Consider the following 14,841-nt stretch of genomic DNA (forward strand, 5'->3'; position numbering starts at 1 on the left):
GTCCGCAGCAGTGCCACCGACATGACCTTCACGACCCGGAAGAAGGTCTTTTATCCGTTCCCACTGATCGTCGCGTAAGCCATACCGCCGCATCTGTTGCTCCCCCCCCCCCTGAAAACCGGGAAAACAATCAGCACAGGCAGCCAGAAAGTACAACTCTCAGGGCCTAACTGACGACACGCCGTAGGCTCAGGATCTATTAATTTATTGAACTGAGCGAGACGTTGTGATTTCCAGGCTTACCCATGGAGGTGAGGCTGTGAGTGAGGTGTTTTTGATTTCGGAGAGCCAGATGGAACGGATCCGTCCATTTTTTCCTCTGTCGCACGGAGTGCCACGTGTGGACGACCGACGCGTTCTGAGCGGGATCGTTTATGTGATCCGTAACGGTCTTCAGTGGAAAGACGCTCCGAAAGCGTATGGTCCACACAAGACTTTATACAACCGCTTTATCCGGTGGAGCCGCCTGGGTGTCTTTGACAGGATCTTTGTCACCCTGACAAAACAGACTGGCCGCTCGAAGCGTCTGATGATCGATGCAACACACATCAAGGCACACCGGACATCGGCGTCTCTCCTCAAAAAGGGGCTTTTCCCCGCTATATCGGACGGACAAAAGGCGGTCTGAACTCAAAACTGTATGCCATGTGCGACGGTCAGGGACGGCCTGTCCGCCTGCATCTGACAGCCGGTCAGGTCAGTGACGTCAAAGGCGCAGACGTGCTTCTGGCAGATCTCCCCGGCGAGACAGAAGAGGTCATCGGGGACAGAGGCTACGACAGAAACCAGATCAGGTTATCGCTTGCAGAACGCAATATCACAGCCTGTATTCCCCCGAAGAAGAACCGGAAATCCAAGCTACCTTACAATTGGCATCTGTATAAAAAGCGTCATCTGATCGAAAACATGTTCGCAAAGCTGAAAGACTGGCGACGTGTTGCGACCAGATACGACCGCGGCACTCATACAGTCATGTCCGCACTCCACATCGCGGCAAGCTTCATCTTCTATCTCAAAGAATGAGTCCTGAGACTAGATAAATGATTATGTAACGATTATGCATTGAATATTTAGTAGTTTTGGATAATCATCTTACGTGCGTGTGAAAGTTTGTTTGTGCGGAAGAGCTAACAATGTTGATGCTAGAGATTTTTTCGTACACATTTCGTAACTTGTTGCGCCTTATACGCAACAGACCGGCTTTCGTCGCGCTTAATGTCGGGAATCTCGCGCTGGGGCTCACGACGTTTCTTGTGCTGCTCAGTATCTCCCGCTCCGAGTTCGTGTTCGATCGGTGGATCCCGGCACAACAAGGCGTATTCCGCGTCGATGCCGTGTATGGGAAGCATGGCCAAAATGCATCTGAATTTCCCAATGCGCCATACCGTCTATTTGATGAACTGAAAGCCTCGCTTCCCGAAATCGTATCAGCGAGTCGTTACGCGCCAGAGTCTGCGGTAGCGACCCTACATGGTGTGCTGGTCGCGCAGGACGTACAGTTTGTGGATCCGGATTTCCTTAATGTAGTAAGGCTTCCGCTGGGAGCGGGTGAGGCAGGGGGGCTTTCCCGGCCTGACGGTGCAATCCTGTCAGATAAGATCGCACGGCAATATTTCGGCTCTGCGCGCGCTGCGATAGGACAGGTATTGAACCTAAATATCGAGCAACATACAATGCGTTTTACCGTGCGGGGTGTGTTGGCGCCTATCCCGGCCGCCACTACCATTCGCCCTGACATTTTGCTCGCTATGCCGACATGGGTAAAAGAACTCCAGACGTTTCAGCAATGGGGCATGACGGCCGGTAAGCTATATGTACGCGTGCTTGGGACAGAAAGCCCCGCCGAACTTGCCGCTAATTTGCGCGGATTCATAAGTGCCCATGCTGGTAGCTTTTTCAAAATCGGTGGTGAATTAGATGTTGTTCCGGTCGCGCTTGCTGACCAACATGGCCACGACGATCAGATCTCGCGCCATGGAGCAGGCCGGGATGCGGCGCTCGCTCTAGGTGGTATCGGTACGCTCGCGTTGTGTGCAGCCATCATCAATACGGTTAATCTTCTGACCGCACAGGCGTTTTTGCGCGGACGCGAGATCGCCGTGCGCAAGACGCTGGGGGCAACGTCCTTTCGGGTAGCGGTCGAGTGCCTCATCGAGGCAACAGCGCTTGTAGCACTGGCGGGTGTGCCGGCTCTATCGTTAGCCGAATTCGCGATGCCCGCAGTTGATGCGTTGGGCGGGTGGTCTGCCGCCCCTGGGTATGGCTGGATGCTGGGTGTGATCGCACTGGTGATCGTGCCAACGGGGTTACTTGCTGGCTTTTATCCTGCGGTTGTACTAGCGCGCGTGCGCACGGCAACGATGCTGACCGCTTCCCGATCGCCTGGAATCGGCCGTATGGGGGCTTCGGTCAGGACAATATTGGTGGGGTTCCAATTTGCGTTCGCTGTCGGCTTGAGTATTTGCGCTCTCGTGGTGCTGGCACAATCGCGGTTCGAGACGACTGCCAGTCTGGGTTTCGCCCGTAGCGGCATTGTTAGCATTGGTGCGCTTGATGCTGTTCCAAAGCAAGCGCGCCAGCCGATGCTCGATGCGATTCGCGCTATTCCAGGCGTTGTGAGCGTGACGACCGGGTGGTCGCTACCCGGCGACGGTGGCTTTGCCAGTGGCGGTAGCGTCAGTCGGGCCGATACGCCCGATCGCCGCGTCGACATTTCTTGGCAAGAAACGGGCGGGCATTATGCGGAAACAATGGGGATCAAGGTACTGGCGGGCCGCACGCTCGATGCGGCGCACGGCCTTGATGACACACCAGATAAAGACGCACCGCCCGGAATGACGCAGAATATTATGATCGACGCGAACCTGGCGGCGAAACTTGGCTATGCCAGCCCGCATGCGGCATTGGGGGCGCGGCTCAAATTCGGAAGCAGCAGTTCGCATCCGTTGGTTGTGGTCGGGGTTCTGGACAATGTCCGGTTTACGTCTTCCCGTGGGGCACCTCAGCCAGCTCTCTATTTCTATCAGTCACGACCCTATGACTATGCCTCGGGCTTGGTTCGGATCGAAGGGCGCCCGATACGGGATGTCATTACGGACTTAGGGCAGGTCTGGCATGGACATGCACCGGGGCTAGTGTTCGAGGCCCAGACGGTCGAAGCAATGATGGCGGATGCCGCGACCCCGGAGCGGGCCTTGGCCCGCCTTATGGTGATCGGGGCAGGCGTGGCGGTCGCAATCTCGGTGATGGGGGTTTACGGGCTGGTGTCCTTCGACGTGGCACGACGCCGGTTCGAAATCGGCCTGCGTCGCACGCTTGGTGCTACAAGCAGTCAGGTTCTGCGGTTGATGTTAGACCGGTTCTTGCGCCCGGTCTGGCCCGCCTGTGTAGCCGGTTCGGCCTTGGCGGCTTTGCTGATGAGCAACTGGCTGTCCGGCTTTAATCTGCGGATTGCGTTATCTCCGTTGCCATTTTTATTCTGTTCGATAACGGCGTTCGCTCTATGTGTGCTGACGGTAGGAGGCCATACATGGCGCCTGGTGAGGCTGTCACCAGCGTCGACGTTGCAAGAAGAGTGAGCTGGCTGTTTAGTCCCGTGATTTGATGGGTTGGATTGATGATGAATTTTTCTGGGTCTGACGTCCAGATTTTGCAGACATATTCGTAAGGCGTGAGCCCATTGAGGGTCTTGAGCCTTCGCCCGAAGTTATAGGCTGCCATGAAGTCGTTGAGGTGTGTCCTCAACTGCTCATGACTGTCGTAATGGAAGCGTTTGACGGTGGCAGCCTTGATTGTCCGGTTCATCCGTTCCACCTGACCATTTGTCTATGGATGATTGGGCTTTGTCAGACGGTGTTCGATTCCATGCGCTTCGCAGATCATCTCGAAGCGCATGGGGTGCGATCAGGCCGTATTGCGATTACGGGGCTGTTTAGCGAACTGGATTCCGTTGTCGGTCAGAATGGTATGGATCCGGTAAGGAATGACGCTCAGGAGATGGTCGAGGAATTCCCAGGCCGTCTCTCGCAGAGCGGAATAGCACTGCCTGTATTCCACTGAAAAAGAACCGGAAATCAAAGCTGCCTTATAATTGGCATCTGCATAAAAAGCGCCCCCTCATCGAAAACATGTTCGCAAAGCTCAAGGACTGGCGGCGTGTCGCAATACGATACGATCGCGGCGCTCATACGTTCATGCCAGCTATCCATATTGCAGCATGTGTTATCTTCTACCTCAAAGAATGAGGCCTGAGCTTGGAGGCAGGGTGACGGGGCAGCGGCAACCGTGCCGGATAATGGGGCGGTATGTGTGGATTTATGCATCAAGAGTTTATCAGGAATGCGCACAGCGCATGATTTGCCTTATTTTGAAAAAAATAGTTGCGAATAATTCTTATTTTCGTCTTATAGGTGCCAATCCTGATATTTCTGCGAAAGGGCTGGCGAATGGTTAAAGTGTATCGGGCGTCTCTCACGCCTGTGTCTGTTGCGGGGGCGCTCTTTCTTTCTGCGCATGCCTGGGCCTCTCCTCTCGAGACAGCGCATGAAGAGAGCAAAGAGCGTGGCGCGCGTGAAACCAAACGCCCGCGGCCTGACTCGCACCCTGCGGACGGCACCACTGAACCTGGAAGCGTGTTCTCTGTGGATGAAGAGCGCCTGATTGTCAGAGGGCATGGGTTTAACACCATGCATGAGTCAGTGGGCCTCTCCCGCATGCCGCAGGATGTGATGCACACACCGCAGAACATCAACGTTGTGCCACAGGCGCTGATGCGCCAGCAGAATGTGAAATCTCTGGACGAAGCCCTGCGAAACGTGCCCGGTGTGACGGCCTCCATCGGGGAGGGGGCAGGTGGCATGAATGGAGACCAGTTCCTGATCCGGGGCTTTCAGGCGCAGAATGATATCTATGAAGACGGGTTGAGGGACTTTGGTGTCTACTCCCGGGATTCTTTCAATTTTGACTCTGTTTCCGTCATCAAGGGGCCATCATCGGAAGTTTTCGGGAATGGCACGACAGGCGGCGCCATTAACATGGTGACCAAAACCCCAGGGTTGAAAAACCGCTATGCCGCTGAATTTACCGGCGGTTCAGGGAGCTATTACCGGGGCACGCTGGATATCAACCAGAAGCTGGACAGCTCCACCGCATTCCGCCTGACCGGCATGGGGGATGAGCATAATGTTGTTGGCCGGGACTTCATTTATTCGCATCGCTGGGGTGTGGCACCCTCCCTTGCCTTTGGTCTGGGCAAGCGGGCCACGCTGGTGCTGCAATATATGCATCAGCAGGAAAACTCCGTGCCGGATTTCGGTGTGCCGGTTGTGACAAAACCGGGCGCGGCATACGGCATGCCGATTACGGAATATGGTGTGAAACGCACCAACTGGTATGGCACGACCAGTGACCAGAACGCCACGAACGATAATATGGAAACCGCCCGTTTCACCTATAAGGTAAACGATCATATCACCATTTATGATGACCTGCGCGGCGGCCAGTATTACCGGACTTTTGCGGCTTCCAAGGCCACCTGTGACACAACCTGCGTGAACACGTATTTCAATGGAGACCCGGCGGAGGCGCTGGTGGCGCGCTCTGGCCCCAATGGGGCGGGCGATGGCAGCGGGCCAGGCACCTTCCAGGCCCCCCTGCCGTATCAGCAGAGGAGCTGGTCCGTGCAGAATGTTGCTTCCATGGTGGCCAATTTCAACACAGGCTTCCTGCGGCACCAGCTTGTGGCCGGGTTTGATATTGAGCGCGTGAGTGATGTGCGGTCACAATCCACTTATCTGAACCCCAAACCCTATGCCAGCCTTGTGGACCCGAACCCCGATGTGGGGAATCTGGACCTTGTGCCGGGGGATATGAATCCGGATGGTCTGGTTTCTCTGGGGAGCCTGCACGCGAAATCGCACAGCAGTGGCTACGGGTTTGATACCGGGCTGTTCCTGTTTGACCAGATCTGGCTGAGAGACTGGCTCTCTGTCAAAGGCGGGTTCCGTTGGGACCGCTGGCAGACAAGCTATAACCTGACAGGTGGTGATGTTGAGAAAAATCCTGACAGCCACTTTCATGATGTCAGCGGGGTGTTCAACCCCAATGTCAGCCTCGTGGTGACACCGGATGCGCGCCAGACCTATTATTTCACGTGGGCCAGCTCCACCACCCCCATGGGGATGTATGTGACCAATGGTTCCGTGCCTATTCGCCCCGGCTCGAACTCCTTCGCCAGCCCCGAGACATCTCAGCTTTATGAACTTGGTGCAAAATACAGCCTGTTTCATGACCGGATTGGCGCGACGGCCTCTCTCTTCCGGCTGGATAAAGGGAACGCCGTGAATATGGACCCTGTGACGGGTGAAGTGCAGGGCTCTTCAGACCGGCAGCGCAATCAGGGGCTGGAGCTTTCCGTAGGCGGGCTTATCCTGCCGGGCTGGAACGTGACGGCGACCTACGCGCTGTATGACAGTCACACAACCTATTCAGCCACCGCGGCAAATCGCGGCAAGAATATTCAGTATGTGCCGCATAATCAGGCGACACTCTGGTCTGTCTATAACGCGTTTGCAAAAACTCCTTACAATATCTCGTTCGGGGGCGGAGTCACGTGGCGGCAGCATGTCTGGCTGAATGCGGCCAATACAGTGCGTGTGCCGGCCAATCTGGATTTCAGCGCCGTGATTTCCCACCGGTTTGGCAGGCACTGGAAAATTTCCATGAACGGCTACAATCTTGCAAACCGCCTGAATTATCAGAGCCTGTTTGCCAACCGTGCAACGCCGTCTGCCGGAAGAATGTTCCTGGGTGAAGTCAGCTTTACTTACTGAGGCCTTTTCAGACCGGACCTGTCGGGCAAAAGCCCGCTCAGGCCCGGTGGGTCCGGCTTTCCGGTTGCGCCTCAGGCCGGAGGCTGTGGTGTAGTCTCCAGCAGGGCCTTCAATCCATTCAGGACAACCTGCCAGGTTTCCACACTATGCTGTGCCTGCTCTTCTGTCGCGCAGTTGGAGGTTGTGACAGTGAGGTGTGTGCTCTCCCCGTCATCCTCCAGAAAATATCCGACAATCAGCCGTGTATCCGGTCGGTCTTCCGTTTCTGAAAAACTGGACCAGTAACTGTAGGAAAGGCTGGTGGGGGGCGCGAAGGTCAGAACCGTGCCGTGATCTTCGTAGGTTCTGCCCTGATACGTCCCGCTGAAGAGCATTGGCGATGCAACGCGCCAGTCCGTCTTCAGCACCGTGCCAAAGAAGTAGCGTTCGATGATGGGGGGAGACGTGAGGGCTTCCCACACGGCGGCACGGGGTGCTTTGATCAAAAGAGTGGCGGATTTTTCATGCATCGGGGTATCCTCACACGCGGAGTGAAGACTGTAGACCCGAATATGCGTGATGGCTTGTAAAAACCCGACAGAAGCGCCCCCCTCGTTGGATCGCGCCATTCTCTCCCTTCCCGCGGGGATCAGCACCGGGCGTATTGTGCCGTCAGCAGATCTGGCCCCGGTGGTGGAGCATTTCTGGTGGGTGCGGTGGGATACTGCGGAAGAGCTGGTTTCTGAAGTTCTGCCCTATCCATCGGTGCACATCGTGTTCGAGAAGCAGGATGCGACCGTCACAGGACTTGTCAGCAGGAAATTCATGCGCACTGTGCAGGGGCAAGGTGAGGTTTTCGGGATCAAATTCCGTCCCGCCATGTTCCGCCACTTTGACAGTGCCCCAGCTCACACGCTTACGGACAAAACCGTGCCGCTGGACCTGTCTGTCTGGGATCGCGCCTGTATCGGCATGCTGCTCGCAAGTGCATCCGTGGCCGAAAAGGCAGCTTATGCCGAGGCCGCTCTGCGCGGGATTGCGCAAACGGTTGATCCGCAGCCGGGCTTTCTGCGTGATCTTGTCGAGCATGTCCGGGCTGCCCCGGATATGCGCTCCGTGTCCGACCTTATGCGGGTATCAGGGCTGAGCGAACGCTCTTTGCAGCGGCTTTTTCGTGAGTATCTGGGTGTTCCGCCCAAATGGGTCATCCAGCGTTTCAGGCTTCAGGAAGCCGCAGAGTGTCTGGCGAAGGGCGGAGCCACTCTTGCCGCTGTGGCGGCAGAGCTGGGCTATTGTGACCAGGCGCATTTTGCGCGTGACTTCCGGCGCGTGGTTGGCCTCGCGCCACGGGATTTTCTGGCCAGACGACAGGCGTCAGGGGGCAGATAAAAGCGCGTAAGGAAGCGGGGTGTTAGTGGCAGCCGCCCCCCTTGCTCCCGTCACAGTTCCTGCAACTGCCGCACCCGGTGCGGGGGAGCGGGGGCATGGCCAACTGCTCGGCGCGGGCACGCAGGCGGGGGAGCACATGCGTGGTGCGCAGGACGGATGCCAGTGCACGCCAGAAGGGCATAAGCGTGGCCGGAGCCATTTTCTGGAGCCAGTAGGCTGCGCAGAGAAGAACAATAAGGGTAACCAGAACACTCTGTATCACAGGAGTCCTCCTGTTATCAGCCGCGGCGGGCGCATCAGCCGGTGAAAAAGCGGGTGATGTGGTAGGTGAGGAAAGAGGCGGCATACGCCATGCCAAACAGGTAAAAGACCGAAATCCACACCAGCCGCCAGGACCCGGTTTCCCGCCGGATAACCGCGAGTGTGGAAAAACACTGCGGCGCATACACGTACCATGCCAGCAAAGAGAACGCCGTTGCAAGGCTCCACTGGGCGGAGAGCAGCGGGACAAGCTGGGCGGCGGCATCACTTTCCGAAGCCCCTACGGAATAGACCGTGGCCAGACTGCTTACCGCCACTTCACGCGCGGCCAGACCGGGGATGAGCGCTACGCAGATCTGCCAGTTAAAGCCGATAAAGGAGAACAGCGGCTGCATGAGATGCCCGATGCGGCCTGCCAGACTCCAGTCGATAGCAGGGCCGGTGGTCCCTTCCGGCGGTGCGGGAAAGCTGGAGAGCGCCCACATGATCACGCTGAGGGTCAGGATGATGGTGCCCACGCGGGAGAGAAAAATGCGCGCCCGCTGCCATAGTTCAATACTCAGGCTTTGCAGGCCCGGCAGGCGGTAGCCGGGCAGTTCCATCAGCAGCGGATGTTCCTCCGTATCCCGCCGCTTGAGCACACGGGCCACCACAAGCGCGCTCAGCACGCCCGCCGCATAGAGCGCGAACAGCACCAGCCCATGCAGGTTGAACAGCCCCAGCACCGTGCGGGACGGCACAAACGCGCTGATGAGCAGCGCATAGACCGGCAGCCGGGCGGAGCATGTCATCAGCGGGGCGATCAGAATGGTGACCATGCGGTCCCGCGGGTTCTGGATGGTGCGGGTGGACATGATACCCGGCACCGCGCAGGCAAAGCTGGACAGCAGCGGGATGAAGGAGCGCCCGCTCAGCCCGGCTGCGGCCATCAGCCTGTCCAGCATGAAGGCCGCGCGGGGCAGGTAACCGGATTCCTCCAGCGCCAGAATCCACAGGAACAGGATGAGGATCTGGGGCAGGAACACAATCACCGTGCCCGCCCCGGCAATCACGCCATCCACAATCAGGCTGCGCAGAATGCCTTCGGGCAGCAGGGTGCCCACAAAGGCTCCGAGCTGATCCATGCTCTGTTGCAGCAGGTCCATAAAGGGCTGCGCCCATGAGAACACGGCCTGAAACATGATGAACAGCAGGCCCAGCAGAATGAGCATGCCCCACACCGGGTGCAGCACCCAGCGGTCCAGCCGGGCATCAAGCCGGGGGTTACGGTCTGTGGTGCGGCGCACGCACAGGGCCATCAGGCGGCGGACTTCTGCGTGCAGGTCCGTGCCCTCAGGCAGAGGGGTTGGGGCGGGCGGCATGGGGCCATCCAGCGCCTGCACAAGCTTGGCCGCGCCGCGCCGCCGGATGCCAATGGCGGTGACAACCGGCACACCAAGTTCCGCCTGCAGGCGCGGCACATCAATTTCCAGCCCCTGTCTGCGCACGGCATCAACCATGTTCAGCACGATGAGCATCGGGCGGCCAAGCTGCCGCAGTTCCAGCGCGAAGCGGAGGTGCAGGCGCAGGTTGGTGGCCGCCAGTACGTTCACCAGCATGTCTGGCGCGGGTTCACCTTTATAGACACCCAGACAGACATCCCGCGTCACGGCCTCGTCCGGGCTGGTGGCATGCAGGCTGTAGGTGCCGGGCAGGTCCAGAATCTGCACCCTTCGCCCGGCGGGGGTGATCAGCCACCCAGCCTTGCGCTCCACGGTGACCCCGGCGTAGTTCGCCACCTTCTGGCGGCTGCCGGTCAACTGGTTGAAAAGGGCTGTCTTCCCGCAGTTGGGGTTACCCACCAGCGCCACACGCAGGGGGCGGGGCTGGTGGGGGGAGGAGTGTGTCATGCATCCTCCAGACTGTCGGGGGAGATGGTGTGCAGTGCCGGGTCCAGCGCCCCTGCTGCGGGGGGCGTGCGTGATGTGTCCTGCATGACCACTCGGGCGGCTTCAGACTGGCGCAGGGCGAAGCGGGTGAAGCCGATTTCCACAGCCATGGGGTCTCTCCCAAAGGGGCCGTAGGCCACAACCGTCACAGGTTCACCCGGAACAAAGCCAAACTCTTCCAGCCGCCGCGCAATGGGGTCTGGCTGGGTGAGGGGGGCTACGTGGTCAATAATGCCCTGACAATGGAGGGGAAGCTCGTTCAGGCGCACGGCTGCATTGTCCTGCTCTGGCGGGTGAAAGTGCTGGTGTTGAGAGTGATCCTTAATTCCATTTACGCGCACTGTCCAATGGCGCGCCCTTATGAGGAGGGGTGCAAAAATGCCGTAGCTGGGCTGCGCAAGGGCTGGAGCGGGCGAAGAGTTGGGGACCTTGTGAGGATTTTACGTGCAATATTTCGCGCTGGCGATTATCAACAGGCCAGCGAAATTATAGACCGCGAATGAACCGCCCCGACAGACAACCGTTGGTGGCGGCGTAGCGTGTAGGGAAAATCAGGCCTCTTTCATGGATATCCGCAATATCGCCATCATTGCTCACGTCGATCATGGCAAGACGACTCTCGTTGATGAACTGCTGAAACAGTCCGGCTCGTTCCATGAGCATCAGCACGTTGCTGAACGCGCCATGGACAGCAATGATCTGGAACGTGAGCGTGGTATCACCATTCTTGCCAAGTGCACCTCCGTTGTCTGGAAAGACACGCGCATCAACATCATTGATACACCCGGACACGCCGACTTCGGCGGGGAAGTGGAACGTATCCTGAGCATGGTGGACGGCGCTGTGGTGCTGGTCGATGCGGCGGAAGGCGCGCTGCCTCAGACCAAGTTCGTGGTTGGCAAGGCTCTGGCCCGTGGCCTGCGCCCGATTGTTGTGGTCAACAAGATTGACCGTGGCGATGCCCGCCCGGATGAAGTGCACAACGAAATTTTCGATCTGTTCGCCTCTCTCGGTGCGAATGATGAACAGCTCGATTTCCCGATGCTTTACGCGTCTGGCCGCCAGGGCTGGGCTGATGTGGAACTCGAAGGTCCGCGCAAGGACCTCAGCCCCATGTTTGACCTGATCCTCAAGCATGTTCCGGCCCCCGCGCTCGACAAGGAAAAGCCGTTCGCCATGACGGCAACCATCCTTGAGAACGACAACTTCCTGGGCCGCGTGCTCACGGGGCGTGTCGAACAGGGCCGCGCACGCGTGAACATGCCGGTGAAGGTGCTGCGGGCCGATGGCTCCGTGGTGGAAACAGGCCGCCTGACCAAGCTGCTGTCCTTCCGTGGTCTGGACCGCGTGGCGGTTGAAGAAGTGGCGGCGGGTGACATTGTGGCCGTGGCCGGTCTTTCCGAAGCCACCATCCCGGACACGATTGCTTCTCCGGAAGTGACAGAAGCGCTGGCAGCCATTCCGGTTGATCCGCCGACCCTCTCCATGACCTTCCGCCTGAACGATGGCCCTCTGGGTGGCCGTGAAGGCAAGAAGGTGACATCCCGCCAGATTCGTGACCGTCTGTTCAAGGAAACGGAAAGCAACATCGCTATCCGCGTTTCAGAAAGCCCGGAAAGCGAAGCGTTTGAAGTGGCTGGTCGTGGTGAACTTCAGCTTGGCGTGCTGATTGAAACCATGCGCCGTGAAGGCTTCGAACTGACCATCGGTCGCCCGCGCGTGCTGTACCGCACGAACGAGGAAACCGGTGAGCGCGAAGAGCCGTTTGAAGAAGTCATGATCGATGTGGACGAGCCCTATTCCGGCGTGGTTGTGGAGAAGATGTCTCTCCGCAAGGGCCAGATGCAGGACATGCGCCCCTCCGGTGGCGACAAGGTGCGCCTGACCTTCATCATCCCCTCTCGCGGGCTGATCGGGTATCATGGTGAATTCCTGACCGACACACGCGGCACGGGTATCATGAACCGTCTGTTCCACGGCTATCAGCCTTATGCGGGCTCCATTGAAGGCCGCCGTAACGGCTCCCTGATTTCCGCGGAAGATGGCAACACCACCACGTACTCCCTGTTCTCCCTGCAGGACCGTGGCACGCTGTTTGTTGATGCGGGCGAAAAAGTTTACGTCGGCATGATCATCGGTGAGCATTCCCGCGAAAACGATCTGGAAGTGAACGGCGTTCGCGAAAAGAAGCTGACCAACATGCGCGCATCCGGCAAGGATGATGCGCTGGTGCTCACACCGCCGCGCCGGATGTCTCTGGAACAGGCTATTGCCTACATTGAAGATGACGAACTGGTGGAAGTCACCCCCTCCGCCATTCGTCTGCGCAAGCGTTATCTGGACCCCAACGAGCGCAAGAAGCGCGAACGTTCAGGCGACAAGGCCTGATCCTTCCGCCTTTGCGCAAGGTGTGCATCCCTGCCATGCTGGTCTGCCCGTACGGGTAAGCTGGCAGGGATCTCCTCCCTCCGGCTCAGGCCGGGTGGGGGAGACGCATCAGGGCAGACCTTTTTGCCAACAGGGTGAAATGCCTGTGTTTTTAGCCGCAAGAGCGATCCGGCACGGCTTTGAAGCCCTGAAAAACAATGTGGCAAGATAAGGGTTGGGGCGTGTCACACTCACGACAACCCGCTGTTATTTCTGAATTTTAATTCGAGACGTGACGAGACTGTCATGCTATCAAACTGCTCAGCCAGACGGATGCAGCTCGTCATACGACTTCTGGCGTACTGGTCGGGACCCCTGACGTCTCAGATATTTTTGGAGACATGATTATGATTTCTCGTCGCCTTCTTGCAGTTCTGTCTACCGTTGCCCTGATGGGCGCTGCTGCTCCGTCTTTCGCTCAGGAAGCTGCTGCACCTGCCGCTCCGGCTGCCCCTGCTGCTCCCGCCGTTTCTGCACCTGCCGCTCCGGCTGCTGCTGCCCCTGCCGCCGCTGCTCCTGAAGCTGCTGCTCCGGCTGCTCCTGAAGCCGCCAAGGAAGAAGGCGCAAAGCAGAAAGGCAAGCACCACCACGGCAAGCATCACCACGGCCATAAAGGCAAGAAAGCAGCTGCTCCTGCTGCTTCTGACGCCGCTGCTGGCCAGTAATCAGGCCTGAAAAGGTGTGTGGCAGGGGGCTTTCGGGCCTCGTGCCGCAACAAAAAAGGGCCGGGGGATTGCTCCTCCGGCCCTTTTTGTATGCTTGCGCCTTTCTCAGCCATAGCGGCTGATGGAGAGGTCCAGCACCGGAATATCCGGCTTTCTGCCGTGGATCATGTCCGCCAGAATACGGCCGGAGCCGCAGGCCATGGTCCAGCCCAGCGTGCCATGCCCCGTGTTGAGCCATAGATTGCTGAAGCGCGGAACAGGGCCGATAACCGGCGTGCCATCCGGCGTGTTGGGCCGCAGGCCTGTCCAGTAGGTGGCGGCGGAAAGATCTCCCCCGCCGAACAGTTCAGAAAATGAGAGCTCCAGCGTTTCCCGCCGGTCCGGGCTGAGGCGCAGATTATACCCGGTAAGTTCCGCCGTGCCGCCAACGCGGATACGGTTGCCCAGACGCGTGATGGCCACCTTGTAGGTTTCATCATTCACGGTGGAAAGCGGGGCATGGCTTTCATCCGTGAGCGGCAGGGTGAGGGAGTAGCCCTTCACCGGGTAGACCGGCAGGTGCACGCCCAGCGGCTTGAGCAGCAGTGGGCTGTAACTCCCCATGGAAACCACATAGGCATCCGCCCGCAGATGGCCCGCGCTGGTGCGGATGGACATGATTTCGTCCGCGGCGGCATCTATCCCCCGGATGGTGGTTTTGTACAGGAAGGTGACCCCCTGCGCAGCCGCCATTTTTGCCAGACGCTGGGTGAAGATGTGGGCATCGCCCGACTGGTCTCCCGGTAGATACAGCCCCGCCTTCAGCAGCCCGCGCGCGTGGGAGAGGCCGGGTTCGTGCTCCAGAACCTGATCCACATTCAGCAGTTCGTGCGGGATGCCGCTCTCAGAGAGCAGCTTCATGTCGTGATAGGCTTTGTCGATCTGCTTTTCAGTGCGGAAAAGCTGGATCAGCCCGCGCTGCCGGCCATCATAGGTCAGGCCGGTCTCTTCCCGCAGGGCATCCAGACAGTCGCGGCTATATTCAGCAACCCGCAGCATACGGCCCTTGTTGATATCATAGGCGTGTGTGTTGCAGTTTTTCAAAAGCTGCTCGATCCACCGGAACATGGCGAAATCAATGCGCTTGCGGATAACCAGCGGGCTGTGCCGCTGCATCATCCAGCTCATCGCTTTTATCGGCAGGCCGGGAGCGGCCCACGGAGTGGAATAGCCCGGAGAAACCTGCCCGGCATTGGCAAAGGATGTTTCCAGCCCCGGTTCCGGCTGGCGGTCCACGACAGTCACTTCATGGCCCAGCCTGTTCAGATACCAGGCAGAGGTCACGCCGATAACGCCAGCGCCGAGAATGATGATTTTCACACT

11 protein-coding genes and 2 pseudogenes are annotated in these 14,841 nt (G+C 58.5%); 6 read left to right on the forward strand and 7 right to left on the reverse strand.

The genetic code is table 11. The features are described 5' to 3' along the window. Positions 1-93 (reverse strand): annotated as a pseudogene (locus tag GOB82_RS00005) (IS5/IS1182 family transposase); the annotation flags it as partial. Positions 94-259: 166 nt separating this feature from the next. Between GOB82_RS00005 and GOB82_RS00010 the strand changes: the two are divergent. Further along, a protein-coding gene (locus GOB82_RS00010; RefSeq protein WP_166118112.1) for an IS5 family transposase occupies positions 260-1,023 on the forward strand; the annotation gives its coding sequence in 2 pieces (ribosomal slippage) (positions 260-593 and positions 593-1,023; 765 coding nt in all). A gap of 110 nt (positions 1,024-1,133) precedes the next feature. After that, positions 1,134-3,578 carry an ABC transporter permease gene (locus tag GOB82_RS00015; protein WP_166118115.1) on the forward strand — a complete coding sequence of 815 codons (2,445 nt, stop codon included), beginning with the start codon at positions 1,134-1,136 and terminating at the stop codon, positions 3,576-3,578. A 4-nt stretch (positions 3,579-3,582) separates the two neighbouring features. Here the strand turns inward: GOB82_RS00015 and GOB82_RS00020 are convergent. Next, positions 3,583-4,017 (reverse strand): annotated as a pseudogene (locus GOB82_RS00020) (integrase core domain-containing protein); the annotation flags it as partial. Positions 4,018-4,445: 428 nt separating this feature from the next. Here GOB82_RS00020 and GOB82_RS00030 point away from each other — a divergent pair. Further along, positions 4,446-6,830, forward strand: coding sequence for a TonB-dependent receptor (locus GOB82_RS00030; protein WP_242007118.1), 2,385 nt, complete (start codon positions 4,446-4,448; stop codon positions 6,828-6,830). 71 nt (positions 6,831-6,901) lie between these two features. Here the strand turns inward: GOB82_RS00030 and GOB82_RS00035 are convergent, their stop codons facing one another. Continuing rightward, positions 6,902-7,339 carry an SRPBCC domain-containing protein gene (locus GOB82_RS00035; protein WP_166118118.1) on the reverse strand — a complete coding sequence of 146 codons (438 nt, stop codon included), beginning with the start codon at positions 7,337-7,339 and terminating at the stop codon, positions 6,902-6,904. A gap of 49 nt (positions 7,340-7,388) precedes the next feature. On the opposite strand from GOB82_RS00035, the gene GOB82_RS00040 reads away from it, so the two are divergent. Beyond that, complete coding sequence (locus GOB82_RS00040; RefSeq protein WP_166118121.1) at positions 7,389-8,198, forward strand: helix-turn-helix domain-containing protein; 810 nt, start codon at positions 7,389-7,391, stop codon at positions 8,196-8,198. Positions 8,199-8,220: 22 nt separating this feature from the next. On the opposite strand, the gene GOB82_RS00045 is transcribed toward GOB82_RS00040, so the two are convergent. From GOB82_RS00045 to GOB82_RS00055, 3 genes are read right to left on the reverse strand one after another with little or no spacing between them, the layout of a single operon-like run. Continuing rightward, the gene (locus GOB82_RS00045) at positions 8,221-8,460 is read right to left on the reverse strand and encodes a DUF6587 family protein (RefSeq protein ID WP_166118124.1); all 240 of its coding nucleotides are present in this window, start codon (positions 8,458-8,460) and stop codon (positions 8,221-8,223) included. Between the two features lie 34 nt (positions 8,461-8,494). Then, on the reverse strand, positions 8,495-10,348 hold the full coding sequence (feoB, locus tag GOB82_RS00050; RefSeq protein ID WP_166118127.1) for a ferrous iron transport protein B: 1,854 nt from the start codon (positions 10,346-10,348) through the stop codon (positions 8,495-8,497). Beyond that, positions 10,345-10,656, reverse strand: coding sequence for a FeoA domain-containing protein (locus GOB82_RS00055; protein WP_166118130.1), 312 nt, complete (start codon positions 10,654-10,656; stop codon positions 10,345-10,347). The genes feoB and GOB82_RS00055 overlap by 4 nt, the downstream gene beginning before the upstream one ends. A 295-nt stretch (positions 10,657-10,951) precedes the next feature. On the opposite strand from GOB82_RS00055, the gene typA reads away from it, so the two are divergent. Both typA and GOB82_RS00065 read left to right on the forward strand, forming a co-directional pair. Beyond that, entirely contained in the window at positions 10,952-12,775 is a 1,824-nt protein-coding gene (gene typA / locus GOB82_RS00060; RefSeq protein ID WP_166118133.1) for a translational GTPase TypA, read from the forward strand. A gap of 386 nt (positions 12,776-13,161) precedes the next feature. After that, on the forward strand, positions 13,162-13,479 hold the full coding sequence (locus GOB82_RS00065) for a hypothetical protein (RefSeq protein ID WP_166118136.1): 318 nt from the start codon (positions 13,162-13,164) through the stop codon (positions 13,477-13,479). A 105-nt stretch (positions 13,480-13,584) separates the two neighbouring features. Here the strand turns inward: GOB82_RS00065 and GOB82_RS00070 are convergent, their stop codons facing one another. Next, on the reverse strand, positions 13,585-14,838 hold the full coding sequence (locus GOB82_RS00070; RefSeq protein ID WP_265793649.1) for a D-amino acid dehydrogenase: 1,254 nt from the start codon (positions 14,836-14,838) through the stop codon (positions 13,585-13,587). Positions 14,839-14,841 lie beyond the last annotated feature (3 nt).

It is taken from the genome of Acetobacter farinalis (assembly GCF_011516935.1).
GTDB classification, from domain to species: domain Bacteria; phylum Pseudomonadota; class Alphaproteobacteria; order Acetobacterales; family Acetobacteraceae; genus Acetobacter; species Acetobacter farinalis.